At 41.1% G+C, this 24,783-nt stretch carries 27 protein-coding genes and 1 other annotated feature; of the genes, 1 reads left to right on the top strand and 26 read right to left on the bottom strand.

All coding sequences use genetic code 11. The features are described 5' to 3' along the window. The 13 genes from pepF to ybeY form a co-directional block, all read right to left on the bottom strand. Positions 1–1,803, bottom strand: a complete 1,803-nt coding sequence (gene pepF, locus B7695_RS09955; RefSeq protein ID WP_084891475.1) for an oligoendopeptidase F — start codon at positions 1,801–1,803, stop codon at positions 1–3. Between the two features lie 18 nt (positions 1,804–1,821). Then, positions 1,822–2,775 carry a competence protein CoiA gene (gene coiA, locus B7695_RS09950; RefSeq protein ID WP_084891473.1) on the bottom strand — a complete coding sequence of 318 codons (954 nt, stop codon included), beginning with the start codon at positions 2,773–2,775 and terminating at the stop codon, positions 1,822–1,824. Between the two features lie 72 nt (positions 2,776–2,847). Further along, positions 2,848–3,708, bottom strand: coding sequence for an SAM-dependent methyltransferase TehB (tehB, locus tag B7695_RS09945; RefSeq protein WP_084891471.1), 861 nt, complete (start codon positions 3,706–3,708; stop codon positions 2,848–2,850). 19 nt (positions 3,709–3,727) lie between these two features. Then, positions 3,728–4,195, bottom strand: a complete 468-nt coding sequence (gene smpB / locus B7695_RS09940) for an SsrA-binding protein SmpB (RefSeq protein WP_001051750.1) — start codon at positions 4,193–4,195, stop codon at positions 3,728–3,730. Next, on the bottom strand, positions 4,158–6,512 hold the full coding sequence (gene rnr, locus B7695_RS09935) for a ribonuclease R (RefSeq protein ID WP_084891469.1): 2,355 nt from the start codon (positions 6,510–6,512) through the stop codon (positions 4,158–4,160). The genes smpB and rnr overlap by 38 nt, the downstream gene beginning before the upstream one ends. Positions 6,513–6,613: 101 nt before the next feature. Beyond that, positions 6,614–6,847 (bottom strand): preprotein translocase subunit SecG, encoded by a 234-nt coding sequence (secG, locus tag B7695_RS09930; protein WP_000282517.1) that lies wholly within the window; start codon positions 6,845–6,847, stop codon positions 6,614–6,616. A 39-nt stretch (positions 6,848–6,886) separates the two neighbouring features. After that, positions 6,887–7,036, bottom strand: a complete 150-nt coding sequence (gene rpmG, locus B7695_RS09925; RefSeq protein ID WP_001809104.1) for a 50S ribosomal protein L33 — start codon at positions 7,034–7,036, stop codon at positions 6,887–6,889. After that, positions 7,036–8,235, bottom strand: a complete 1,200-nt coding sequence (locus tag B7695_RS09920) for a multidrug efflux MFS transporter PmrA (RefSeq protein WP_084891467.1) — start codon at positions 8,233–8,235, stop codon at positions 7,036–7,038. Before B7695_RS09920 ends, rpmG begins: the two co-directional genes overlap by 1 nt. Then, on the bottom strand, positions 8,222–8,827 hold the full coding sequence (coaE, locus tag B7695_RS09915; protein ID WP_084891465.1) for a dephospho-CoA kinase: 606 nt from the start codon (positions 8,825–8,827) through the stop codon (positions 8,222–8,224). The genes B7695_RS09920 and coaE overlap by 14 nt, the downstream gene beginning before the upstream one ends. Next, positions 8,827–9,651, bottom strand: coding sequence for a DNA-formamidopyrimidine glycosylase (gene mutM / locus B7695_RS09910; RefSeq protein WP_084891463.1), 825 nt, complete (start codon positions 9,649–9,651; stop codon positions 8,827–8,829). Before mutM ends, coaE begins: the two co-directional genes overlap by 1 nt. 48 nt (positions 9,652–9,699) lie before the next feature. Then, positions 9,700–10,599 carry a GTPase Era gene (gene era, locus B7695_RS09905; RefSeq protein WP_084891461.1) on the bottom strand — a complete coding sequence of 300 codons (900 nt, stop codon included), beginning with the start codon at positions 10,597–10,599 and terminating at the stop codon, positions 9,700–9,702. A gap of 16 nt (positions 10,600–10,615) precedes the next feature. Then, the gene (locus tag B7695_RS09900; RefSeq protein WP_084891459.1) at positions 10,616–11,011 is read right to left on the bottom strand and encodes a diacylglycerol kinase family protein; all 396 of its coding nucleotides are present in this window, start codon (positions 11,009–11,011) and stop codon (positions 10,616–10,618) included. Continuing rightward, positions 10,992–11,489: an rRNA maturation RNase YbeY gene (gene ybeY / locus B7695_RS09895; RefSeq protein ID WP_000275156.1), complete on the bottom strand. Its 498-nt coding sequence runs from the start codon at positions 11,487–11,489 to the stop codon at positions 10,992–10,994. Before ybeY ends, B7695_RS09900 begins: the two co-directional genes overlap by 20 nt. 104 nt (positions 11,490–11,593) lie before the next feature. Between ybeY and pavA the strand changes: the two genes are divergently transcribed. After that, positions 11,594–13,249 (top strand): Rqc2 family fibronectin-binding protein PavA, encoded by a 1,656-nt coding sequence (gene pavA, locus B7695_RS09890; protein WP_084891456.1) that lies wholly within the window; start codon positions 11,594–11,596, stop codon positions 13,247–13,249. 60 nt (positions 13,250–13,309) lie between these two features. Here the strand turns inward: pavA and B7695_RS09885 are convergent, their stop codons facing one another. The 13 genes from B7695_RS09885 to B7695_RS09825 all read right to left on the bottom strand — a co-directional run bounded on the left by B7695_RS09885 (position 13,310) and on the right by B7695_RS09825 (position 24,711). After that, complete coding sequence (locus B7695_RS09885) at positions 13,310–15,022, bottom strand: glucosaminidase domain-containing protein (RefSeq protein ID WP_084891454.1); 1,713 nt, start codon at positions 15,020–15,022, stop codon at positions 13,310–13,312. 97 nt (positions 15,023–15,119) lie between these two features. Then, on the bottom strand, positions 15,120–16,106 hold the full coding sequence (locus B7695_RS09880; RefSeq protein ID WP_192855780.1) for a dihydroorotate dehydrogenase: 987 nt from the start codon (positions 16,104–16,106) through the stop codon (positions 15,120–15,122). Then, positions 16,069–16,869, bottom strand: a complete 801-nt coding sequence (locus B7695_RS09875; protein ID WP_084891450.1) for a dihydroorotate dehydrogenase electron transfer subunit — start codon at positions 16,867–16,869, stop codon at positions 16,069–16,071. Before B7695_RS09875 ends, B7695_RS09880 begins: the two co-directional genes overlap by 38 nt. Positions 16,870–17,117: 248 nt before the next feature. Then, positions 17,118–17,498 (bottom strand): lactoylglutathione lyase, encoded by a 381-nt coding sequence (gene gloA, locus B7695_RS09870; RefSeq protein ID WP_084891448.1) that lies wholly within the window; start codon positions 17,496–17,498, stop codon positions 17,118–17,120. Positions 17,499–17,556: 58 nt separating this feature from the next. Further along, on the bottom strand, positions 17,557–17,916 hold the full coding sequence (rplT, locus tag B7695_RS09865; RefSeq protein WP_000124834.1) for a 50S ribosomal protein L20: 360 nt from the start codon (positions 17,914–17,916) through the stop codon (positions 17,557–17,559). 51 nt (positions 17,917–17,967) lie between these two features. After that, positions 17,968–18,168: a 50S ribosomal protein L35 gene (gene rpmI, locus B7695_RS09860; protein ID WP_001125943.1), complete on the bottom strand. Its 201-nt coding sequence runs from the start codon at positions 18,166–18,168 to the stop codon at positions 17,968–17,970. Between the two features lie 32 nt (positions 18,169–18,200). Then, a complete protein-coding gene (gene infC / locus B7695_RS09855) occupies positions 18,201–18,731 on the bottom strand; it encodes a translation initiation factor IF-3 (RefSeq protein WP_000848180.1) in 531 nt (176 codons plus the stop codon). A 15-nt stretch (positions 18,732–18,746) separates the two neighbouring features. Next, positions 18,747–18,878 (bottom strand) — a sequence feature (ribosomal protein L20 leader region). 159 nt (positions 18,879–19,037) lie between these two features. Beyond that, positions 19,038–20,222, bottom strand: coding sequence for a hypothetical protein (locus tag B7695_RS09850; RefSeq protein WP_084891446.1), 1,185 nt, complete (start codon positions 20,220–20,222; stop codon positions 19,038–19,040). Positions 20,223–20,225: 3 nt separating this feature from the next. Further along, entirely contained in the window at positions 20,226–20,813 is a 588-nt protein-coding gene (locus tag B7695_RS09845) for an ATP-binding cassette domain-containing protein (RefSeq protein WP_084891444.1), read from the bottom strand. 20 nt (positions 20,814–20,833) lie between these two features. Continuing rightward, positions 20,834–21,022 carry a hypothetical protein gene (locus B7695_RS11830; RefSeq protein ID WP_084891442.1) on the bottom strand — a complete coding sequence of 63 codons (189 nt, stop codon included), beginning with the start codon at positions 21,020–21,022 and terminating at the stop codon, positions 20,834–20,836. 178 nt (positions 21,023–21,200) lie between these two features. Further along, positions 21,201–23,441 carry a DNA internalization-related competence protein ComEC/Rec2 gene (locus B7695_RS09835; protein ID WP_084891440.1) on the bottom strand — a complete coding sequence of 747 codons (2,241 nt, stop codon included), beginning with the start codon at positions 23,439–23,441 and terminating at the stop codon, positions 21,201–21,203. Beyond that, positions 23,425–24,075 carry a helix-hairpin-helix domain-containing protein gene (locus tag B7695_RS09830; RefSeq protein ID WP_084891439.1) on the bottom strand — a complete coding sequence of 217 codons (651 nt, stop codon included), beginning with the start codon at positions 24,073–24,075 and terminating at the stop codon, positions 23,425–23,427. The genes B7695_RS09835 and B7695_RS09830 overlap by 17 nt, the downstream gene beginning before the upstream one ends. 66 nt (positions 24,076–24,141) lie before the next feature. After that, a complete protein-coding gene (locus B7695_RS09825; RefSeq protein ID WP_084891437.1) occupies positions 24,142–24,711 on the bottom strand; it encodes a GNAT family N-acetyltransferase in 570 nt (189 codons plus the stop codon). Positions 24,712–24,783: the final 72 nt, after the last annotated feature.

Genomic DNA, 24,783 nt, shown 5'->3' with positions numbered 1-24,783 from the left:
TTATGCCAATCCTAATTTTTCAACAAGGGCTTCAAACTCATTCAAACGACGTTCAAAGACTGCAAAGGCATCGTTGAGGTAGTCTTCCTTCTCCATATCAACTCCAGCTTTTCTCATGACATTAAGTGGATAATCAGACTTACCTGCCTTGAGGTAGTCGATGTAGCGGTCACGGTCTTCTTGACTACCATGGACAATCTTTTCAGCCAGGGCTGAGGCGGCCGCAAAGCCTGTTGAATATTGATATACATAGTAGTTATAGTAGAAGTGTGGAATGCGAGCCCACTCGTATTGGATTTCAGGATTGTCTTCCTTACTCAAACCATAATACTCTTGGTTCAAGTCTGCGTAAAGTTTATTTAGGAAATCGCTTGTCAAGACTTCCCCATTTTGATCCGCTTGGTGAATGGCGTGTTCAAACTCAGCAAATTGAGTTTGGCGGAAAACTGTCCCACGGAAACCATCTAGGAAGTTATTGAGAATAGCAAAGCGCGTTGCATCATCTTCTACTTCTTCCAATAATTTCTCCGTCAAGATATTTTCATTGGTAGTTGATGCAATCTCAGCCAAGAAGATAGAGTAATCTCCGTAAACATAAGGCTGAGTTTCACGAGTATAGCTTGAATGCATACTGTGGCCTGTTTCATGAACAAGGGTGAAGAGATTGTCCAGATTGTCCTGCCAGTTAAGGAGCATAAAGGCATTGGTATCGTAAGAACCGCCAGAGTAGGCACCTGAACGCTTGCCTTGATTTTCGTAAACATCGATCCAACGCTCACTGAAAGCACGTTTAACACGTCTCAAGTAATCCTCACCCAATACTGCCAAGGCTTCTTCTGCTTTTTTCAAGGCTTCTTGGTAGGTAAAACTATATTCAACAGATGAAAGTGGTGTGTAGACATCGTACATCTTGAGGTCTGAAATCCCCAAAATCTTTGAACGAAGCTCAAGATAGCGATGCAAGAGTGGCAAATGCTTGCGAACTGCTGCTACCAAATTGTCATAAACGCTCTCTGGAACAAAATTCGCCGCTAGGGCTGCATGACGAGCACTCTTGTAGTTACGAACTTTGGCACGGTAGTTTTGCACCTTAACATTGGTTTGCAAGGTTTTGGCATAGGTATGTTGGAATTGTTCATAAGTCGCATAAAGAGCTTGATAAGCACCACGGCGAACCTTACGATTTTTAGACTCCATCAAACGTGTGTAAGTCCCGTGAGATAGCTGAACTTCCTTACCATCATCGTCAAGAACATAAGGGAACACAATATCCGCATTGTCCAAGATAGCGAATGTTTCACTTGCCGAACCAAAGATTTCACCAGCTCCAGCTAATAATTCTTCTTCACGTTGTGAGAGAACATGTTCCTTGCCTTGCAAAAGCTTGTCAAAATAGTGTTGATAAACCTGCAATTTTGGTTGAGCTTCTAAAAAGTCAGCATACTGCTCTTCACTAATTTCCATAAATTCAGGTTCATAGAATGAAAAGGCTTGGTCTAGCTGGCTGTAGAGTGTCATAGCCTTGGCATAGTACTCTTGGTACTTGGCTTCACGTGTATCTTGGTCATTTTTCATATGAGCATAAACGTAAAGCTTCTCCATCTGGCGTTCCATTTCAAGAGAAAATTCAGTGATTTCGAGTAGGCTATCCGCACTATCCAAGAGATGGCCTTCATACTGGGCTACTGTCTCCAATTGTTCTGTTAAATCTTTTAAGGCTTCTTCCCAAGCCTGATCAGTTGGGTAGATCGTTGATAGATCCCATGTATCTTTTTCATTTATTTCATTTCTTTGTAATACCATTAGATTCCTCCATCCTTTCTATTCTACCATATTTTTCAAGAAATATTGCTGATAAAAGGCTGGTGGATAAAGCTTTTGCCAATCATTTTGAGGATTTTCTTGATAATAGGTGTAAAAGTGCTGATAATAGCTATTCAAGTCTTGTTCAATCTGGAAAAATTTGCCCACTAGTGGTCTAATTTGGGGATACCATGCTTTTAGCTCATAAGTCAGGAGATTTTCTCCCTTTTGATAGGCTTCTGCTTGTTCTTTCATCCAAAAAGGATTTTGATAATAGAGTTGTTGCCGGATATAGCGACAGATGTCCTTATCCTCAGAAACCGTAAAATGAGATATTTTTTGTTTCTTATAGGGAAGACGCAATATTTCCAATAAACTACCTTGACCATAGGGAAATTCCTTGATCTGATAATAGAGTTTACCACGTAGATCCTGGTAAATGAGATATTTAAGCCTTAAAACTTGTTTTTCCTTGTCTAATTCCCAAACATAAAAGCCCCTGTTTTGACTGAAATAGAGAAACCCTTGTTGCAGACGGGTTAAGCGGTCTTTGAGCCACAGTTTTTGACCCAGCAACCACAGTACTTGGTAACCCTGACTACGATAGCCCTCACTACGCTCTTTAAGAAGTTTTTGTGGTAAGGGACTACACTGAACTTCTAGAGCTAGATTGCCATTTACAAATACATCTGCAATCTGTTTAAGCTCTGGAAGGGGGTATTCTAATTGTACCTCTGCCTCTTTTTTCAACCAGTGATAGAGAGATTCCTTATTGGCCAGGTGTTCTGGACTTTCATTTTCAAAGGAAAAATCACAGTCTTTTAAAGATTTATGGGCAAAATGGGTTCGGACACTTGGTCCTTGCCGCAAACGGAGCTGACCTCCACAAGCTGGGCAGGTGTATGCTTGCTTCTCAAGCTTATCCTCTAACACATTTACCAACTCTCCCCTAGAATCTCTCGCAACAAACATGATTTCCCTCCTTTTCTATATTATTCGAAAAAAAGAAAAAAGATCAGGAAAATTCCTAATCTTCATTCATGTTTATTTGATTTTCTTAGCTAGCATGGTCGCAAAGCGTAGTTGAATGCGATTGCCATTCTCATCGCGACGGTGCAAATGACCTGGATTTTCATTGTACTTGACCAACTCCCAATCCTTGTAGTAGTCTGCCAATTCTCCTTCTTTAAATGTGAATGGGAAGTTCACTGAGCAAGGATAATCCTCCGTGTCCATGGCACAGACGATAAGATTGTAACCACCGACCGTGGTGTGCTCCTGCATGTTTCGGACAATAGCTGGAATACGATCTGCTTGTAGAAACATGAGAACAACTGTTGAAACGATAAAATCATAGGCTTGTCCAATGCTGGCTGAATTGATATCGTAAAGACCAACAGGCATGTCCAAATCTTCTTGCTCCACAATACTTTGCAAGATTTCAAGAGCCAATTCATTTTGATCAACAGCTGTCACATCAAAGCCTTGCTGGGCCAAAAAGAGGGAATTACGACCCTGACCACAACCCAAATCCAAGGCTTTACCCGGTTTCACTGTCTGCATAGCCTCCAGAACTTCTGAATGAACAGGATTGGTATTGTATTTCTTAGGGAAATAGTCCTCAGGTTTACAATAAAATTCCAAGTACCATTCCACATCGTCTGTGGCAGCCTCCACTCGGTGCCAGGCTTGTGGTTGCGCCATTGGATTGTCTGCTCCTGCTTCAAAGAGATGTTCAGCTAGAACTTCTCCTTCTTCACTCAATTCAATAAACTTGAGGGCTCCTTTTATAACAGTAATCTTGCCCCAAGTCCCGACCTTGGTATTGTGTTTCTGCTGGACAGCTTCAGGCATTGTTTGTTTATTCCACAGTGGCATGCGTTTGTAGGCAACTAGTTTTTCCATTTTCATTCCTCTTTTTATCTTATCGCTGGTTGACAGCTTTCATCACGCGCGCAATATCGCGATTCTGCTCACGTCGTTTGATAGACTCCCGTTTATCATAGTCATGCTTCCCTTTAGCTAAACCTAAAAGGAGTTTAGCGTAACCATCTTTGATATAGACTTTGAGGGGAACCAGTGTCATTCCTGTTCCTTTAGTCTCTTGCTCTAATTTTTGGATTTGTTTCTTATGGAGCAAGAGTTTACGGCGACGTTCTGGTTCTTGGTTCCATATATTGCCCTCTTCGTAAGGCGCGATATGGACATTGCTCAACCAGACTTCTCCATTTTTTACTTGGGCAAAGCCATCCTTGAGATTAATTCGAGCTGCTCGAACGCTCTTGATCTCAGTTCCTGTCAGGACCATTCCTGCCTCTAGCGTATCTACGATTGTATAGTCGTGGCGTGCCTTTTTATTTTGTGCGACGACCTTTCCCTCGCCCTTTGCCATGCTTGGCTCCTTTCTTAGCTACTTCTTTGTAAAAAGATTTCTTTCCTTTTTTCTTTTTATCTTTTTGTGAATGCTTGCGCTTATCATTTGAGCGACCTGACTTTCTCTTGTCTTCCTTCTTATCTGAACGACGATTTGAGCCACGCCCTCTGTCACTACGACTAGACTGTTTCAATCCTTTTTCAATCACATCAAATTCACTTGGAATGTAAGAGAAGTCAATTTCACCTGTCATCTTATCAGCTCTTTCAACGCGAATGCGAATCTGCTGACCTACACGGAAGGTTGTACCCGATTTCTCTCCACGAAGAGTCAAATCCCGCTCATTGAAATGATAAAATTCAGGTAGATTTGTGATGTGAATCAAACCCTCAACCGTGTTTGGCAATTCAACAAAGAGACCGAATTTAACGATACTTGATACAACTGCATCATACTCTTCACCCACGTATTCTTCCATGTACTCAGCCTTTTTCATGGCTTCGACTTCACGCTCAGCCTCAATAGCACGACGCTCACGGTTGGAAGATTGGGTTGCAATCTCTGGAATCACTTGTTCAAAATGCTCTGCTATTTCCTTAGAACGGCCGTAATCCCGAATCATACGGTGAACAAGAAGGTCTGGATAACGACGAATCGGACTGGTAAAGTGAGTGTAATAATCAGCCGCTAGGCCATAGTGACCGTGATTGTGCTCTGAATAGCGAGCCTGCTGCATAGAGCGAAGAAGCATCATGGACAAGACATCTACATAAGGTTCTCCCTCAACAGCACGCATGATGTCTTGAAGTGCCTCCTGACTAATCTCACTGGCAGTCCCATAAATGCGCAAGCCAAAACTAGAAGCATAATCAATAAACTTCTGAACCTTTTCAGCCTTAGGCTCCTCGTGAATTCGATAGATAAAAGGCAAATCCAGCTTGCTAAAATGCTCAGCCACTGTTTCGTTGGCCATCAACATGAAGGACTCAATCATGCGCTCGGCAACACCACGCTGACGAAGAACGATATCAACGGGTTTGCCTTGCTTATCCACTAAAATCTTAGCTTCATTGGTATCGAAATTGAGGGCACCACGTTTCACACGCATGTTTTCTAAAGTTTCATGGAGCTTGGCCATGAGTTCAATACTTGGAACAATTTTATGATATTCTTTTCTCTTTTCTTCATCGCCAGCTAGGATATCATTGACATCGCTATAGGTCATACGAAAACTGGTCTTGATAACTGTTTGTGTAATGGTATAGTTGACCACACGACCATGTTTATCAATCTCCATAATGGCAGACTGGGTCAGGCGGTCAACTTGAGGATTGAGGGAGCAAATTCCATTAGACAGTCGTTCTGGAAGCATTGGAACCACACGGTCTGTCACATAGACAGAAGTCGCACGGTTAAGGGCTTCCTTGTCAAGGACAGAACCTTCGGTCACATAGTAGGAAACATCTGCGATGTGAACACCAAGCTCCAGATTTCCATTTTTCAAGACCTTGATATGCACGGCATCGTCCAAATCCTTCGCGTCAGCACCATCAATGGTAAAGGTAATCTCATCTCTTAGATCCAGACGACCCTCCATATCCTTTTGAGACGGAGCATCAGGCACACTTTCTGCTTCTTTGACAACAGCCTCTGGAAATTCTGAGACAATGTCCATAGACTCCAAAACCTCAAGGACATCAATTCCGACATCTGTTGAATGCCCCACCACATCGAGGACACTAGCGACAAAGAAATCATGTTTCTTGCTTGGGTATTTGTCGATAAAGACCTTGAGAACTTCTGTTCCCTCTAGTTTAAGGGCTGGTTTTTTTACATAAATCGGTTGACTGATTTTCTGATTCTTTGAACGGATGTAGCCAGCATACTTGGGTTTTTCCTGATCTAGAACGATTTGTCCGACAACAGTTGTCAAACTGTGTTCTAGAATATCGATAATTTTTGCTTCTGCTGCTGTTCCCTTGTTGCGGTCAGCTACTTTCTTAATCACGACCTCAACGGTATCACCATCAATAGCATAGTTGACATCGTTTTTTCCTACAAAAAGATCGTCCTCCTCGCCTTCTAGGCTGACAAAGCCAAAGCCATTTTTATGAGCATGGAAAATCCCCTTGAGAGTAATCTCATGTTTTTTCTTGGCTTCCAAGGTCAGACTGCCATCTTCTTCAAAGCGTATCTGATGCTTTCTTTCCATTAAGGACAAGGTTTTAATCAACTCACGAAAATCCTTGGACCCATCTTTTTCCAAGACCTGAGCCAAGTCATTGACAGTTACCTTTCCCTTATCTTGTAAATATTCTTTTATTCTATCTTTCATATTTTCTTTCTAGATTTTTTAATTTTCTTTTACTGTAAAACCTTCTCAAATATCTTTTAAAAATAAAAAGAGGCAAAGACCTAGTCCTGCCCATTATTTTCTTATCTACTTGATAATACCGTCAATGCTAAGGCAATGGCTAGCCAGAAAAAGACTAAAATCCCTGTCAATCGCTGCATTACAGCTTCAAAACCGCGTGCTTTACTGCGTTCAAACAAATCACCTGAGCTGGCATCAAATACATTGCTGGATTGGTTTTTGGTTGGTTGCATGAAAATCGCAATCACAATCACAACAGATAATACTAATAAAATGGTTAATAATAGGTTATACATATCAAACTCCTTAAAATCCCTATTATTTTACCATAAAATCTACTTAGATTCAAGATGTAGGGTTACTTTTCTTTCCTTGGGACAATACTTTAAAACCTCAATCTTGTCTGGATGGGTTTTTGAGTTTTTACTGGTTAGGTAATTGATACTGCCACAAGAGGAGCATTTGAGATTAATTTTTACTCGCACTAGATTTCCTTTACTTTTAATAATGTTCGAAATTGAAGAAGGTTAAAGAGACAACTAAAGGCAACACAAAGGCTTGTCGCATAAAAGACTGCATGGTAGCCAAATTGACCTGCTACTGCAGAACCTGCCATGGGACCAACGACACCGCCCAGATAAAAGAATACCTGATTAAAGGCAAAGACCCTCGAAATACCAGCTTTGGGCGTCATCTTGCTGAGAAGGGCATTAACTCCGGGAATCAAGGCACCGGTTCCCAATCCAAAGAGGAAACGATAGAGGCCTAGTTGAAGGGGGCTAGAAGCATTGGCACAGAGAAGATAGATGATGACTGAATAAAACTGGGCTACAACCAAGAGACGATGATTGCCCACCTTGTCACCTAGCTTGCCCATGACTCCTGCACTCATCATGCTGGAAAAGCCCATACTGGACACAATCAAACCAGATACAAAGAGAAGATTCTCTGTCTGGCCTAAGTCGCGCACATACAGAGCTAAGATAGGGCCGATTGATTGGGCTGAAAATTGGATGACAAAACTAGTCAGAAAGAGGTTGACCAAGAGATAGGGGTATTTAACTGATGTGAATAATTCCTTTGTTGGGATGGCCTTTTCCTTGGCTACTGGTTGAAAATCTTCCTTGATAAAGCAAATAGTCAAAACAGCAGCTAAGAATAGAAAACTACCAACCAGTAAGAAAACAGTACGAATGCCAAATAATTCTGCGATAAATCCCCCGATAAAGGGACCAGTTAGAGTACCTGCAACTACGCCTGTAGACAAAGTACCTAAGGCAGTTCCTGATTTCTCCTTGGGAACCTGACTGGCTATCAAAGCTGTAGCATTAGGAACAAAACCCGCAAATACACCGTTCAGTAAACGAAGAAAGATTAACCAATAGATATTTGGCACAAAGGCCAAACCTCCCATAGTAATGGTCATGGCCAGACCAGCACGAATCATCATGGGCTTTCGACCGTATTTGTCAGCAAGGATACCCCAGATAGGAGAAAAGAGCGCCGCAGAAATGGCAGAGACAGAAATAGCTAAACCTGCATAAAAAGCAGCTTGATCACTCCCTACACCCAGATTTTCCACAAAGATGGGCATAAAAGGCACAACTAAGGAAATACTGGCTCCTGTCAGAAAATTACCAAACCAGGCAATGCGCAGATTATCCTTCCAGTTAATCTCTGTCATCTTGCTTACCTCCCTCAAGCAGGGAGAACACCTGAGTAAGAAGCTGGTCCTGATTTCCATTGTTGTTTAAAACATGGCTGGCCAAATCTTTCTTTTTCTCTAAAGGCCACTGGGCTGCCAGACGAAACTCAGCTTCATCTTTGGACAAGTGGTCCCTTTTCATTAAGCGTTCTACTTGGACATCTCGGTCCACATAGACCAACCAAGTCTCATCAAACCAAGCACTGTAGTCCTGCTCAAAAAGTAGGGGAATATCCATGAAGAAAATCTCTTCTGTCTGAGCAAACTGGTCTCTCAACGTAGCTAGTTCCTCACGGATAATCTCTCCTTGAGTTATCCTAGACCATTCCCGTTCTTCAGGATTTGAAAAGATAAGACTAGCTAGGAGAGGGCGATTAAGTTCTCCGTTTTTTAGAATTATTTCTTGACCAAAGTGCTGGACTAGAGCCTCAAACAGACGACCACCAGGTCTCTGTAGTTGGTGGACAACCGCGTCGGCATCCACCACTTGAAAGCCTTGCTTTCTTAGAAAATTTGTCACAGTTGACTTACCTGAGGAAATTCCCCCAGTGATTCCGATGATTTTTCCCATCAGCCCCTCCTTTGACACTGAGGACAAAAGTGAGTTCCACGTCCGCCTAATTGGATTTTTTCAATGATGGTACCACAGCGTACACATTCTTGGCCAGTCTTATCATAGACCTGATGAAAGTCCTGCATGGTCCCATCTTCCCCAAAGGCATTGGTATAGGTCCGAATGGTGGAACCACCTTTTTCAACAGCCTGTCCCAAAACAGCAATAGTCTGGTCATGAATGGCAGTCGCTTCTTCTGCTGTCAAAGTATGGGAAGGTCTAGCTGGATGAACCTGAGCTCGCCAGAGAACCTCATCCACATAGATATTGCCAAGTCCAGCTACCAAAGTCTGGTCTAGGAGATGGGATTTGATAGGCTTTTTAGACTTGGATAGGGCAGCTTGAAAGACCTGCACATCAAAGTCTTGTTCGCTTGGTTCAGGACCTAATTTTTTAGAAAGAAAGTAGGCTTCCAAAAGGTCAGGCGCCAAGAGTTCCATAGTACCAAACTTGCGAACATCCTCATAAACAAGCGTACCACCATCTTCAAACTGGAAGAAAACATGGGCATGCTTGCGTTCAGGAACCTGGTCCGGATAGTAAAAATACTTGCCCTCCATCCGCAGATGAGAAATCAAGACCTTGTCTGTCAGGTAGAAAAGCAAATATTTGCCCCGACGTCCCATTGACTCGATAATCTGACTAGGCAATTCCCTTTGAAACTCTTCCAAATCCGTCTTAATCATCTTGGGATAACGAATTTCTACACTCGAAATCTTCTTTCCCAAAATCAATTTTTCTAATCCACGACGAACGGTTTCAACCTCAGGTAATTCAGGCATAAATCCTCCTTCTGTAAAAACAAGAAGCAGGCATGAGCCCACCTCTACTTAGTATTCTTTTTCATTATAGCCAAAGTCAGCTAAATCTAGCTTTTTATCGCGCCAGTTTTTCTTGACCTTAACCCATGTTTCTAGGAAGACCTTGTCTCCTAGCATAAGTTCGATATCACGACGGGCCATGCTACCGATTTTCTTAAGCATAGCGCCACCTTTACCGATGATAATCCCTTTTTGGCTATCACGCTCGACCATGATGGTTGCACGGATATGAACCTTGTCTGTCTCATCATCTCGTTTCATAGAATCCACAACTACTGCGACAGAATGCGGAATCTCTTCACGAGTTAGGTGCAAGACTTTCTCGCGAACCATTTCTGAAACCAAGAATCGTTCTGGATGGTCTGTGATTTGATCAGACGGGAAATATTGGAAACCTTCATCTAGATTTTCACTCAAAATATCCACTAGACGAGAGACGTTATTTCCTTGGAGGGCTGAGATTGGAACGATTTCCTTAAAGTCCATCTGATTACGAAAATCATCAATCTGAGACAAAAGCTGGTCAGGATGAACCTTATCAATCTTATTCACCACTAAAATCACTGGAACCTTGGCAGCCTTGAGACGCTCAATAATCATATCGTCCCCCTTACCACGCGCTTCATCAGCAGGCACCATGAAAAGAACGGTATCCACTTCACGAAGGGTGCTATAGGCAGATTCTACCATAAAATCTCCTAGAGCCGTTTTAGGCTTGTGAATCCCTGGCGTATCGATAAAGACGATTTGTTCCTTATCAGTCGTGTAAATTCCCATGATTTTGTTGCGCGTTGTCTGCGCCTTGTCACTCATGATGGCAATCTTTTGCCCCATGACGTGGTTTAAAAAGGTTGACTTCCCAACATTGGGACGTCCTAAAATGGCTACAAAGCCTGATTTAAAAGTCATAATTTCCTCTTACTGTTTAAAATAATAAATCCCAGATTCGTGGGAGAAAAATCAATGCGCCTGTTAAGGCTGCGAAAAGAGAGACCACTAATACCGCGCCAGCCGCCATATCCTTGGCATTTTTAGCCAGCATGGAAAAGTGATAGTGACTGGCCAAATCCACCACATTTTCAATAGCAGAGTTGAAAATCTCAAACGCTACTACCAAGAAAATGCTCAATAGGAGAAAGAGCCATTCGATTCGTGACACCTGAAAAACAAAACCTGCTAGGATGACCACGAGAGCCGTCACTGCATGTTTTCGCATATTGCGTTCTTCCTTGATAGCAGTAAAAATCCCTGTGAGGGCAAATTCTAAACTAGATATCAGGTCACGATTTTTCCATTTTCGTTTATTGTCTTGTGAGTCCATAGGCTGTCAAAATTTCTTCTTGTAAACCGAACATCTCCGCTTCTTCTTCCGGAGTGTAGTGATCATAGCCGTTGATATGTAAAAAGCCGTGTACTGCCAAGAAGCCCATCTCACGCTCAAAGCTATGGCCATATTCCTCGGCCTGCTCATGAGCCTTATCGATAGAGATGAACAATTCCCCAATATAGGCATCAAACTCAGACATCATCTCTGCCAATTCCGGATTTTCAAGCAAATCTTCCTCGTCAAAGGCAATTTCCAACTCTGGCTTATATTCAAGGCTGATAACATCTGTCGGACGGTCTGTGTCACGGTACTCCAGATTGAGTTCATGACTACGTTCATTAGTCACAAAGGTAACTGCCATTTCCTTGTCTTCTTTTCCTAATTTTTGGGCTGCAAATTCCAAAATTTCTTGGGTTTGTTGCAACATTTCTTTTGAAACTTGACCAGTTTCATCTACCATTTCAATATACATGTGCTTCTCGTTTCTCTTTACTTGGCTTTATTATACCACATTTCCATGATTTTATTCTACCTTTTTGATATAATACTATGGAATACAATCACAAGGAGAGAACGATGTCATTTGACGGATTTTTTTTACACCACATGGTTGAGGAATTGCGAAGAGAGTTAGTGAATGGTCGCATTCAGAAAATCAATCAGCCTTTTGAACAAGAGTTGGTCTTGCAAATCCGTAGCAATCGCCAAAGTCATCGCCTACTCCTCTCTGCCCATCCTGTTTTTGGACGCATTCAGCTGACCCAAACAACTTTTGAAAACCCAGCCCAGCCTTCTACCTTTATCATGGTTTTAAGAAAATATTTGCAGGGTGCCCTGATTGAATCGATCGAGCAGATTGAAAATGACCGTATTGTGGAAATGACAGTTTCCAATAAAAACGAGATTGGGGACCATATTCAGGCTACCTTGATTATCGAAATCATGGGCAAACACAGTAATATTCTACTGGTTGATAAAAGTAGCCACAAAATCCTCGAAGTCATTAAACACGTCGGCTTTTCACAAAATAGCTACCGCACCTTGCTTCCTGGGTCGACCTATATCGCTCCGCCAAGTACGGAATCTCTCAATCCTTTTACGATCAAGGATGAAAAGCTCTTTGAAATCCTACAAACACAGGAAACGACAGCTAAAAATCTTCAAAGCCTCTTTCAAGGTCTGGGACGCGATACGGCAAATGAATTGGAAAGGATACTGGTTAGTGAAAAACTTTCCACTTTCCGAAACTTTTTCAATCAAGAAACCAAACCATGCTTGACTGAGACTTCCTTCAGTCCAGTTCCTTTTGCAAATCAAGTGGGAGAGCCTTTTGCAAATCTTTCTGATTTGTTGGACACCTACTATAAGGATAAGGCTGAGCGCGACCGGGTAAAACAGCAAGCCAGTGAACTCATTCGCCGTGTTGAAAATGAACTTCAGAAAAACCGACACAAACTCAAAAAACAGGAAAAAGAGTTACTGGCGACAGACAATGCTGAAGAATTTCGCCAAAAAGGGGAATTGCTGACAACCTTCCTCCACCAAGTGCCTAACGACCAAGACCAGGTTATCCTAGACAACTACTACACCAACCAACCTATCACCATTGCGCTTGATAAGGCTCTAACACCCAACCAGAATGCCCAACGCTATTTTAAACGTTATCAGAAACTCAAAGAAGCGGTCAAATACTTGACTGATCTGATTGAAGAAACCAAGGCAACCATTCTCTATCTGGAAAGTGTGGAGACCGTCCTCAACCAAGCTGGACTAGAAGAAATCGCTGAAATCCGTGAAGAATTGATTCAAACAGGCTTTATTCGTAGAAGACAGCGAGAAAAAATTCAGAAGCGCAAAAAGCCAGAACAATATCTAGCAAGCGATGGCAAAACCATCATCTATGTCGGCCGAAACAACCTTCAAAACGAGGAGCTAACCTTTAAAATGGCCCGCAAGGAGGAACTTTGGTTCCATGCCAAGGACATTCCTGGAAGCCATGTTGTCATCTCAGGAAATCTTGACCCATCCGATGAAGTCAAGACAGACGCGGCAGAACTAGCCGCCTACTTCTCTCAAGGGCGCCTGTCAAATCTGGTTCAGGTAGATATGATTGAAGTCAAGAAACTCAACAAACCAACTGGTGGAAAACCTGGCTTTGTCACTTACACAGGACAAAAGACCCTACGCGTTACACCAGACCCAGAAAAAATCGCATCCATGAAAAAATCCTGATTTTACTTGAAATCAGGATTTTTAACATACTATTTAATCAAATCATATCCAATTATAGGACTAATCTTTGCCACCTAGTTTTTCATTGATTTTCATCATCACACTAGCAATTTTCTCGCCCCAATAAGGGTCTGAAGCATATTCCACATTCATACCAGATGCCTTGTTTCCAAGGAAAATTCTGCCCCTATCGATATAATTTTCCTTAATCCACTTGCTTGCACCTAAAATTCCCTTATCCACATCATCAAATGTCTTGGCAGAAAGGTAAGGGGTCGTATCATAGGCTGTAATTCCAAAGAAATTATTCTTATCTTTGGCAATCTTACTTCGTCCCCAGTCACTTTCTAAGGCACTATGGGCAAGGAGGTAAAGGGCATTGATATGGTAATGTTCTTCGGCTTCCTTAAAAGTAGCTCCCTTGTTTTCCAAGAGACTATTGTCAATATTTAACAGACTAAATACCTTATCCAAGTCTTCAGCACTGTAGTTTGTAGCCTCTGTCAAATCTTTGAAAAGGAAGGGATTCTCAAGCTTAAAACCATCAAAATGCAGCCCATCTGCCGAATAATATTTCTTGCCTACTTCCATATCAGAAAGATGAGAAGCTACTGGGATACTAGCATTCTGAGCCACATAGTGATAAAAACGGTGGCCATCACTCTCATAATAAGGGATAAAGTCCTTACTAGCATCTAGTGCTTGTAAATCTTCTGTTTTCATATAGCCTGACAAACCAGAAACAGTAATAGCTAGGCGCTTGTCATCGCTTTTTCTATCCTTATCTAGCCAGACAACACTACCTTGTGATATATAGGAGAGCTTTTCACCATCTGCATTATAAACATTGGCTGTGACAGGCACTACTTGATAGTAAGCAGCATTTTCATTTGTAGCTTTTCCTCCAAGCCATTTACCATCACTTCCAAGCTGATAATCATCTACTGTCTCATTTTTCGCCATGTAGCCACCGGATTTGAAGTAGTACCAGGCTTGATTTTTAGCATCGTATAACCATTCTTTATCAGCCATTTTTCCATCAGATTTTATATAAAACCAAGATTCCTTATCCCAAATCCATTCATTGGCTGCCATATAGCCACCGGATTTTAGATAATAATAGTGACCATTTTCAAAAATCCATTCTTTCTCAGCATGTTTTCCATTTTCTTTGATGTAAAACCAAGATTGGTATTGTTTGTCAAAAAGCCAACCTTGCTGTACTTTGGCACCACTGGCATTCACATAAGCCTGGTCAATCCACTGACTTGTCAGTAGATAACCACCAGATTTAAAATAATAGTCCTTGCCCTTAATTTGGAGCCATTCTTTCTCTGCGTGTTGTCCATCTGCTTTGATATAAAACCAAGCGTCGTATTGAGAATCATAGACCCAGTCTTCGATTACTTTGGCACCTGTTGCACCAACATAGGAAGTTCCTACCCAAGCATTTCTTTTCATCTTTCCATTTTGGTCAAGATAATAGAGGACTCCCTTATCTTCTACCCATTCTGACTTGGCCATATAGCCACCAGATTTTAGGTAAAAATAGTCGTCACCTTGTTTCATCCATTCGTTTTCAGCATAGTTGGCATCTTCTTTTATATAAAACCAAGATTGATAATGAGCATCAAAAACCCACTCATTCGCTGCTGGACCCCCATCTGCTTTCAGGTATTGTTTTCCTTGCCAAGTACCATCACTGGCCATTACACCCTCTGGACTAGCTAAGAAAAATAGCAGGGCTAAAAAAATAAATCTCAATTTCTTCATTAATTTACTTCCTCTGTTCTTTCTATTTTATTGTATCAAAATTCTCTATAATCAACATTACAAACTGATAAAAAATCAAGAACAGATTGATTGCAGTTTACCTCAGAGACTCTTTTACTTCCTTGCGTAGATCTTCCAGACTGCTAATGCCGTATTTGTCCATGGCTTTTGGCAGATTTTCGATGATATCAGGGCAGGCATATGGATTGGTAAAGTTAGCTGTTCCAACTCCAATAGCAGATGCTCCAGCCAGATACATTTCTAAGGCAGCTTCTGCCGAATCCACTCCCCCCATTCCAATGATAGGCAGGTCTGTTGTTTGAGCTACTTGGCGGATGAGTTTGAGGGCTACTGGAAATACTGCTGGACCAGACATTCCACCTGTTCCATTGGCCAAGATTGGTTTTCTGGTTTTGAGGTCAAAGCGCATTCCAACTAGAGTATTGATCATGGTTAAGCCACTTGCTCCCGCATCTTCTGCAGCTTTTGCGACAGTAACGATATCGGTCACACTAGGGGTTAGTTTGACATAAACTGGTACATCTGATGCCTCTACAGCTGCCTTTACTACATCATAAGCCAAATCTGGGTCTTGACCAATCAAAAGTCCGTGATTACAGTGATCTACGTTGGGACAAGAAATATTGAGCTCAATAGCCTTTACATTATCTGCCTTGGAAATCCCATGAGAAACAGCCGCATATTCTTGTTTTGAAAAACCAGCTACATTGGCAATGATGGGAAGATTTGGATATTCTCTTTCCAACCACGGTAGCTTTTCAGCTAAAACAGCTTCTAAACCAGGATTTTGCAAACCGATTGCATTGAGCATGCCCGCAGGTGTTTCTGCCACCCTTGGAGTTGGATTCCCAAAGCGTGGTTCAAGAGTTGTCGCCTTGATCATAATAGAACCTAAAAGGTCTAAATCATAGTACTTGGCATACTCTTGACCAAAACCAAAACAGCCTGATGCTGGAATAATCGGATTTTTCAAATCCAAGCCTGGTAGAGAAACTTGTAAACGATTTCTAGTCATAATTTTCTCCTTATAATACAACTGTTCCTGTTCGGAAAACAGGGCCATCTTCACAGACCCGTTGGCTGACCGTCTCGCTTTCTGGCACTTTTAGGACGCAGGCATAGCAAGCACCCATCCCACAAGCCATACGGGATTCCAAGGATAGATAGGCTCTTGGATGGTTATAGAAGGTTTGATTGATATACTTCATCATTCCAGGCGCCCCACATGAGTAAACAGCATCAAATTGATTGTCTAAATCCTTGATAACAACAGAAACATTTCCCTTGATGCCATAAGAACCATCATCTGTCGTTACAAAGACTTGACCATATTGAGCTAATTCCGTCTCTAAAATAACAGCATCCTTATTAGCAAAACCAAGGACTGTCACTACTTTCACACCACGCGCATGCAATTCCTTAGCAACCTCAAGCAAGGGCGGAACACCAATCCCCCCACCAACAAGGAGAACCTGACTCTGCTCATCAAGATCAGACAAGTCAAAGCCATTTCCCTGAGGACCCATCACATCAAGAGTATCTCCCTGACTTAAGGTTGAGAAAATAGCGGTCCCAGCTCCTTCAATCCGATAAATGAGATGACACTGCTTCTTAACCTTATCGATAGACGAAATTGAAATAGGGCGACGCAAGAGATGGGCGTCATCAGGCACACGCAGATGAAGAAATTGGCCTGCTCGCATAGCTTCAACCATTTCCCCTTCTAGGACTAATTCAAAGATTTTTGGCGCGATTTCCTCCTGTGCAACCACCTTCATGGTTTCCAAACGAATTGCACCCAAACGTTTCTTACATGTGGGATTCATGACTTTTCCTCCTTAAATTTTAAGGGGACCAGATAAAGAAAAGACCTTGCTAGTGCAAGGCCTCAGTTAAAATCGTACAACACAAGAGAGCACACTCAAAAAGTCTCCTCTAGAAAATTGTACTATTCTTTTATCTGACACCTTGTGAGTCTCTCTGGACTCCCCTTAAAGGTTAAATTTTTATTAGTATACTCTTTCAGATTAAAAAAGTCAAGTAGAAAACGAACATTCTACTTGACTTCACGAGATTATTTTTCACGAATAACTTCGACCTTATATCCATCAGGATCTTTGACAAAGTAATAGTTAGGTGCAGTTCCAGGTAGACCATTTGGCTCAGTCACTTCATAGCCTTTGGCACTGTGCTCTTGGTGAAGAGCCTCAAGATCAGGTGTACTGAGGGCGATATGGGCAAATCCATCTCCAACCACATAAGGACCATGATCGTAGTTATAAGTCAACTCCAACTCATAGTCGTTACCCTCAAGACCTAGATAAACAATCGTGAAGGCATGGTCTGGAAAATCTCTGCGACGCAATTCTTTAAAACCAAAAGCATCTTGATAAAATGCAATTGATTTTTCAAGATTTTCTACTCGCAAGCAAGTGTGTAGCATTTTTGAAGCCATATTTTTCTCCTTTATTTTTAAAAAGACTGGGACAATCCTGTTCCAGTCTTATCTGTTATTATTTACCAAGTTTTGCTTTAGCTGCATCTGCAAGAGCTGTGAAAGCTGCTGCATCGTTAACAGCCAAGTCAGCAAGCATTTTACGGTTAACTTCGATCTCAGCCAATTTCAAACCATGCATCAATTGTGAGTATGAAAGTCCGTTCATACGAGCTGCCGCGTTGATACGAGTGATCCACAATTTGCGGAAGTCACGTTTTTTCTGACGACGGTCACGGTATGCATAGTAGTAAGAGTTCATTACTTGTTCTTTTGCAGTACGGAACAAGATGTGTTTAGCTCCATAGTAACCTTTTGCTAATTTAAGAATACGTTTACGACGTTTGCGTGATACAACGCCACCTTTAACACGTGCCATGTTTTATTTCCTCCAAATATTTCCTAGAATTCTTTACTTACAGTCAAGCTATTATTTCAAGCGAGTAAGCATTGCTTTGATACGTTTGTAATCTCCTGAATGCACCATAGATGCTTTACGAAGATGACGACGTTGTTTCTTAGTTTTTCCGTGGAAACGGTGAGAAGTGTAAGCACGGAAACGTTTAAGTCCACCAGAACCTGTACGTTTGAAACGTTTAGCTGATGCGCGGTGTGTTTTTTGTTTTGGCATGATTTTTTCTCCTTTATTTAACTTTCTGACAATTATTTTTTGTCAGTCGCTGGCGCCAATTGCATGAACATTTGACGTCCATCCATTTTAGCACGTTGTTCGATGATGGCAATATCTTGAGTTGCTTCAGCAAACTCGGCTAAAACTTTTGCACCAATCTCTTTATGGGTAATCATACGACCCTTAAAGCGAATAGATACCTTAACTTTATTTCCTTTTTCAAGGAATTTGCGTGCATTGCGAAGTTTTGTATCAAAGTCACCCTTGTCAATAGTTGGACTTAGACGAACTTCTTTCACAGTAACAACACTTTGTTTTTTACGTTGTTCTTTTTGCTTCTTCTGGTACTCAAATTTGAACTTACCGTAGTCCATAATTTTTGCAACAGGCGGTTTGGCTTGGGGTTGAATCAATACTAGGTCAACATTAGCGTTATCAGCCAAAGCTTGCGCTTCACTGAGTGGCTTGATGCCTAGCTGTTCTCCTTCAAGACCAATCAAGCGAACTTCACGTACACGAATCTCATCATTGATGAATAAGTCTTGCTTTGCTATGGTTTTCACCTCTTTTGTTTTATTAGAGAAAAACAATAGCGGACTCGTAAATATACAAGCCCGCACGTTATGATAGCGTTTCTTAGAAACTTTTCATCCGTAGGGCCAGGCAACTTAATGTCACAAGGCGAGAAGCTCTCACTTCTGCTTTTCTCAACTTTTATATGATACCAAGTTTTCGAACTCTTGTCAAGATAAAAAGTTATTTTTTGAAAAGTTTCTGTTTGTATTTTGGTTTGATTTCCTAATCAAAAAGAGAGAAACAAGTTGATTACCTCTCTATGTTAGTTTTTACTTATTTTCCCTATAGGAAAGCTAGTATCTATTAAAAAATTCTTTTTTCTGTGAACTTCCCCATCTTTCAATAAATAGAATCCCCACTAACAAAAGGATAATCAGGCAAGGAAGTAAGACTAGCCCCATGTCCCAATTTAGATTGACATTATCAATCTGCTTAGGTAATCTTCCAGACAAAATCTCCACTGAACGCAAGTAAGTAAAGGGAATCAGGTGTGCAATCCTCTGAAGAGGCTGAATTGTTTGGATACCAAACAATAAGCCAACAATCCCAATGAGTGAAAGAAAGAGGACAGGCATTTTTTGCTTGAAAAAGTAAGCAAGCAAGTACACTACTTCCACAATGACGATAAAGGCTAAGAAAGCTAATAACAAGCCAGGAAATAACACATCTTGTATCTTTCCAATAGTTACCTCTTGATTCGCTATGCTATAAATCGGGTAGGGATAATCTAACTGTCCAAAACCACTTATCAGACTTCCCGCTAGAAAAGAAAAACCACAGATTCCAATAAACAGCACAGTTACATAGCTCACTCCAACTCCAAGAGAAGACATTGCAAATGTCACTTTTGAAAAAGGATATAACTGAGCTGTATCCAGATGATTTTGATATCTTTCTGCAAATAGTTGCGTTAGCATAAAAATAATAGCAATCACAAATAAGCTTGGGATGATAACCCCTAAAATCCAGACAATCTGATCAATCCCGTGGGTAGGATAATCTAAATTGTGGGCTTTTATGTTCAAGGGATATAAGGCTTGGTAAATCTTTCGCTCGCGGTCAGCCCCCATTTTTAGTTCAGAGCTAGAAGTCGGGCTATTTGATATCCTTTCATAATTCTTCTCTTCATCTTGCCACTGCAAATAGTAGGCTTCTTTCCATCGCCCTTCTTTTAATAAAGTCAGAATTTCTGTCTTTTGAGTCAAATGATTTTTTTGCACGTCTAAAGTATTTTTAGCAATTTGGTATTCCTCCGAGCTGGTGTCAGATATTTGGGAGAGTTTCTCTTCATATTCATTGATGACTCTCTCAATTGCTACAAGACGAGTTTCCAACTCTCCCTCCAAGCTGACTGAGTTTGCAGTCCGACTATTGAAATAAAAGGTAACACCGAGTACAGATACAAATAAAGCTAAGATAATCCAATTTAAGCGACTTTTGAAAACTTTTTTTAATAAAAATAGACCAACATCTTTCATAAACTAAACCTCTTCTATCTTTCCCCGATGAATGGTTACTACTCTATCGCAGACATCAACCAACTCTTCCTTATAGTGGGAACTTAAAAGAACCAGCTGCTCTTGTCTATCGATTTGTGCTAGCCTATCAAAAAACTTCTGTCGATAATACTCATCTAAGCCATTTGTAATCTCATCCATAAGCCAGCATTTCGCCTGACTGAGGAAATACATGGCAATCACCAGGCGTTGCTTCATGCCTAAGGAATACTTACGGATGGGAAGGCTGATATAGTCAGACATTTCCCAATAGGTAATTTCATCCCCCAAGTTCAGCCCTGACTTCCAGATGTTCTTGATCAGGCGAAGATAGTCCATCCCACTTAAGTTTCCATCCAGCCATTCAATACTCTCATAATAAAACAAAGAAGGAGAGACTGCGATATTTCCGCTACTTATAGGAATTAAATTGCTAATGGCACGGAACAGTGTCGTCTTTCCAGAGCCATTTATAGCAAGAATACCATAAATCCTACCCTTTTCAAATGTAAAATCAACATCTTGTAAGATGACTTGTCGCATTTTTAAGGTAACATGAGTAAGCTGCAACATATCTAGCCCTCCTTTTTGGATTAATAGCCTCTGCTGTAGTAGTTTAGTACCTCATAACAATCGTAGTTCCAACCAGAACCAATTTTATATTCAGAATAGCTGTCATAACGATACCATAACAGGGGATTAATATAGTTATATCTCTGGCAATTCATACTAGTCTTATAGTAGGTATCACAATCATACCTATAACTTTTAGTGACTGTCACAGCAGATACACTGGACTAAAAAAGACCAATAGATCATAAACTAACTAATTAAACGGTTTTTGCTAATTTTTAATGATTTTATATCATTAATATTGAAGACGCTTTCATTATATCGTTTTTATCGTTATTATGCAACAGATTTTTAGTTTATTTTACTAATATATAATATTTGTCCTTCCTATCGAACGCTTTCTATTTTCCAACTCCTCCACCCTTTAAAGCGTATAGCTCCTTGCTGGTCAGTTCGGTAAACTTTACTATTGATACCTTCTAGTCGGGTCAAGGTTTCCTGATGGGGGAGTTTCGTTCGATTGTTCTTTCCAACTGAGATGAGAGTAAGCTCTGGTTTGAGCTGTTCTAAAAAAGCTAAACTTGATGATTTTTTAGAACCATGTTGGCTAGCTTTCAAAACATCCACTTCTAGGTCAGGATATTGCCTCAGCAATTCCTTCTCTCCTTTTTCCTCCAAATTTCCTGTAAAAAGAAAGTTTTTATCCAAGAGTTTTCCATACAAAACCAGGGAATCATCGTGTCCTCTATCTCCAATTTTCCTTGGAGATAGGACTTCTAACTGACTTCCAAAAATGGGCAAGTTCTCTCCCATTATCACACTACGTACTTTGGTTTGAGTCGCCTCTAGTTCTGCCACAAATTCCTTCTGTTTCAGACTGCCTTTTGATACTAAAATCTCCCCTACATGGAAAGCCTTGGTTACCTCTAACAAATCTCCAACATACTCCTTGTCCGTGTTAGTCAAAATTAGCTGGTCAATCTTGGCTACTCCTCGACTTTTAAGATAGGGTATCAAGCTTCGCTGGGCATTGCTGGTCGTCGCCTTTTCTTGCCATTTTTCGATTTTCTTATCAGATTCTGCCTTGCCACCTACATCTATGAGAATGGTCTTCCCAGTTACATCCCGTAGGAAAATACTTTCCCCTTGCCCCACATCAAGCATGGTGATTTCATTTTCCAGTGGATACTTGGTAAGGAAAAAGAGACCTGTAATCAATAAGCTCAACACTGCTAGCCTTTTAATGTTTTTCCTCAAATCATAGACCAAAGCCAAGGAAATTAACAATAAAATTAAAAGCCATGCATTGGGTTGTCCAAAGACTAGAGGTCTACTTGCCACCTGTGATACAAAGCGAATCATTCCCTCCAACCATTCAAAAATAAAATTAAGCTGAATGACTGGATAGAGAAAGGAAAGGGCAAATAAGATAGACAAGAGCGGTAAGAAGACCAAGTCAAAAAGAAAGGAAAAGACAAAGGTCAAAAGGATGGACCAAGGTTGAAATTCCGCAAAATAGAAGGATAGAATGGGTAATATTCCCAAAGAAATAACCAGACTTTCTCTAGCAACAGCCTTGAGGCCTTCTCCTTCTTTGCTGGTCATGGTCAAGATAAAAGCATAAGCACATGACAAAACACCTCCCGCCGTCAGGAAAAAGTTGGGCATGATGATAAAGAGGACAAGGACCGTCAAGGCAAAATTATCCAAGCCCTTAACACCATGTTGAGCCAGTAACTTTTGCAAGAGACTGCGAATGACAGAGGCTGAAAATCCAGTCAGGCCTGCATAAATAAGGGAAAAGGGATAAGTCATCCATTTCAACTTTTCTTGGGTCAAGCCCAATCGCAAGAGAAGTTTCTTAAAGCCATCCATGAAAAAACCTACCTGCATCCCCGACAAGGCAAAGAGGTGGATAATTCCTAGACTAGAATAAAGCTCATTCATCTCCTCAAAATCTGTGTCCAGATGTCCTAATAGAAGCCCCGTCATGTAATTGCGCATAGGGTCTGGAAAGTGCGTCTTAATCCAAACCACAGCCTTTCGACGTAAACTGGACAGGTTTTCACCTATATCCCAACTGCCAACCTTTTGAAGTGACTGGATTCTTTTAATATTGAGAGTCTGGTAAATTCCCTGAGTTTTCAGATAGGCTTGGTAGTCAAAGCCACCAAAATTTCTCTGCCCTTCTGGTTCTGATAGTTTTCCTTCTAGTTCTATCTCATGAAGGTCTGTTAAGACTTGAAAGCCTTCTTTCTCCTCCTCAGACTGGAGTTTATAATAGACTTGAAAAATGCGTCCATCAGCCTTACCACGAAAGGATAGACTGTCACCATTGACCTTAATAGTGTCGGGCAGAATCCGTACCCTTTCAACAGAATACGCCAAATTTTGACTTGCTTGACTCTGTTGCCCATTTTGAAAGAGAAACCAGAAGGCAAAGATTCCACAAATCACTAGAACTTTACTAGCAGATTTCCAAGGAAATTGGATAAAGAGACAGACTAGCAGAAAAACGAAACCCAATAAAGCAAGATAGGATGCAGAAAAAATGGCGTAGTAAAGCCATAGCAATAGAAAACTCAGGTAAATGAGGGGAATAGGGATGTTTTTAATACACTGTAACATAGTCTTTTAACTTTTCTATGGTCTTGGCACCAATGCCAGAGACCTTTTTGAGCTCGTCTACTGACTTGAATTTCCCATTTGACTCACGATGGTCGATAATGTCCTGAGCTCGTTTTCCTCCCAGACCCTTGATCTGCTTGAGTTCTTCTAGACTGGCCTTGTTGAGATTGACCTTTTTTGCTTTACTTGTCGAAGAAGCTGTTCCCGAAGCAGTTTGCTGACTAGCCGACTCTTCTCCCTTAGTGGGAACGTAAACCAGAGCCTCGTCACTAACTTTTTGAGCCAGATTGATCGACTTGCTGTCTGCTTGTTCGGTCAATCCACCTGCCTTCTGAACAGCGTCATTGACTCGACTACCTACAGGCAAATCATAAATCCCTGGCGATTTAACAGCCCCCTTCACATCTACTGTGATTAGATCTTGTTCAACAGGTTCTTCCTTTTCTTCCTTCTTCACTTCCTTTTCGGATACCGAATCTTTGGAAACAGCTGCAACTTCAGCCTGCAAGCTACTTTCCTTGACAGGTGTTGGTGGAGCTGGCTTTAGCAGGAAAAATCCGCCGACAAGCAAGCCCAGACCAATACAGATGACAATGATTTTATACTCTTTGATTTTCTCGATAAGTGCTTCCATATATTCTCCTCTCTTAGATTATTCGTAAGAGGAAGAAAAAACAGTTGAAAATGTCTTCTCAACTGTTTATTTATTTGCAAAGTAGTCTTCCTTGGTCAAGACATAATGAACTCTTGTAACAATTCGGCTTTCTTCATGCTGGTCCATACAAGCATATGGTTCTGCATGGGAAAAACGCATGCCTGATTTCTCCATGACCCTTCCAGATGCAGGATTGTCCTTGTCGTATAAAGCAACCAACTTATTCATCCCTATCTTCTCAAAAGCTAGCTCAATCACAGCACGATTGGCTTCTGTCGTCAATCCTTGATTCCAATACTTTTTATTGATAATGTAGCCAATAGCTGCCTTCTTAAGAGCAGGATCAATCTTGTGCAAGTCAATGGTTCCAATAAACTGACCATTGCTTTTTAGTTCTATTCCCCAGCGTCCCAAGGGATTGGTCAAGTAGAACTGAGCAATGTTATTCTTGGTTTCTTCTAAATTTTGATTGGTTGGAAAAGTGTAGCGCGTATTATCCTTGTCCGAGGCATAGGCAAACATTGCTTCTGCATCATCCAAGGTTACAGGTCTAAGCAATAAACGCTCAGTCTCCACTATTGGATACTGAGCTAGTTTTAAAAAGATTGATTCCATAGGATTCCACCACTTGAAACGTTTCTAACTAAGATAAGGATATTGAATGAAATATTTAAAAAGCAAATTTAT

The sequence above is a fragment of the Streptococcus mitis genome (assembly GCF_002096845.1).
Taxonomy (GTDB): Bacteria; Bacillota; Bacilli; order Lactobacillales; family Streptococcaceae; genus Streptococcus; species Streptococcus mitis_A.
This window is presented reverse-complemented; position numbering and strand designations above follow the sequence as displayed.

Excerpts from the sequence above, each read along its gene's own strand:
- mutM (WP_084891463.1), bottom strand. The coding sequence starts at position 9,651 with ATGCCTGAATTACCTGAGGTTGAAACCGTTCGTCGTGGATTAGAAAAA.
- secG (WP_000282517.1), bottom strand. The coding sequence starts at position 6,847 with ATGTATAACCTATTATTAACCATTTTATTAGTATTATCTGTTGTGATT.
- coiA (WP_084891473.1), bottom strand. The coding sequence starts at position 2,775 with ATGTTTGTTGCGAGAGATTCTAGGGGAGAGTTGGTAAATGTGTTAGAG.
- pavA (WP_084891456.1), top strand. The coding sequence starts at position 11,594 with ATGTCATTTGACGGATTTTTTTTACACCACATGGTTGAGGAATTGCGA.
- B7695_RS09920 (WP_084891467.1), bottom strand. The coding sequence starts at position 8,235 with ATGACAGAGATTAACTGGAAGGATAATCTGCGCATTGCCTGGTTTGGT.
- era (WP_084891461.1), bottom strand. The coding sequence starts at position 10,599 with ATGACTTTTAAATCAGGCTTTGTAGCCATTTTAGGACGTCCCAATGTT.
- coaE (WP_084891465.1), bottom strand. The coding sequence starts at position 8,827 with ATGGGAAAAATCATCGGAATCACTGGGGGAATTTCCTCAGGTAAGTCA.
- tehB (WP_084891471.1), bottom strand. The coding sequence starts at position 3,708 with ATGGAAAAACTAGTTGCCTACAAACGCATGCCACTGTGGAATAAACAA.
- pepF (WP_084891475.1), bottom strand. The coding sequence starts at position 1,803 with ATGGTATTACAAAGAAATGAAATAAATGAAAAAGATACATGGGATCTA.
- ybeY (WP_000275156.1), bottom strand. The coding sequence starts at position 11,489 with ATGTATATTGAAATGGTAGATGAAACTGGTCAAGTTTCAAAAGAAATG.
- B7695_RS09850 (WP_084891446.1), bottom strand. The coding sequence starts at position 20,222 with ATGAAAGATGTTGGTCTATTTTTATTAAAAAAAGTTTTCAAAAGTCGC.
- smpB (WP_001051750.1), bottom strand. The coding sequence starts at position 4,195 with ATGGCAAAGGGCGAGGGAAAGGTCGTCGCACAAAATAAAAAGGCACGC.
- B7695_RS09830 (WP_084891439.1), bottom strand. The coding sequence starts at position 24,075 with ATGGAAGCACTTATCGAGAAAATCAAAGAGTATAAAATCATTGTCATC.
- gloA (WP_084891448.1), bottom strand. The coding sequence starts at position 17,498 with ATGGCTTCAAAAATGCTACACACTTGCTTGCGAGTAGAAAATCTTGAA.
- rpmI (WP_001125943.1), bottom strand. The coding sequence starts at position 18,168 with ATGCCAAAACAAAAAACACACCGCGCATCAGCTAAACGTTTCAAACGT.
- B7695_RS09835 (WP_084891440.1), bottom strand. The coding sequence starts at position 23,441 with ATGTTACAGTGTATTAAAAACATCCCTATTCCCCTCATTTACCTGAGT.
- B7695_RS09880 (WP_192855780.1), bottom strand. The coding sequence starts at position 16,106 with ATGGCCCTGTTTTCCGAACAGGAACAGTTGTATTATAAGGAGAAAATT.
- B7695_RS09845 (WP_084891444.1), bottom strand. The coding sequence starts at position 20,813 with ATGTTGCAGCTTACTCATGTTACCTTAAAAATGCGACAAGTCATCTTA.
- B7695_RS09825 (WP_084891437.1), bottom strand. The coding sequence starts at position 24,711 with ATGGAATCAATCTTTTTAAAACTAGCTCAGTATCCAATAGTGGAGACT.
- rplT (WP_000124834.1), bottom strand. The coding sequence starts at position 17,916 with ATGGCACGTGTTAAAGGTGGCGTTGTATCACGCAAACGTCGTAAACGT.
- B7695_RS09885 (WP_084891454.1), bottom strand. The coding sequence starts at position 15,022 with ATGAAGAAATTGAGATTTATTTTTTTAGCCCTGCTATTTTTCTTAGCT.
- B7695_RS09875 (WP_084891450.1), bottom strand. The coding sequence starts at position 16,869 with ATGAATCCCACATGTAAGAAACGTTTGGGTGCAATTCGTTTGGAAACC.
- B7695_RS09900 (WP_084891459.1), bottom strand. The coding sequence starts at position 11,011 with ATGGACTCACAAGACAATAAACGAAAATGGAAAAATCGTGACCTGATA.
- rnr (WP_084891469.1), bottom strand. The coding sequence starts at position 6,512 with ATGAAAGATAGAATAAAAGAATATTTACAAGATAAGGGAAAGGTAACT.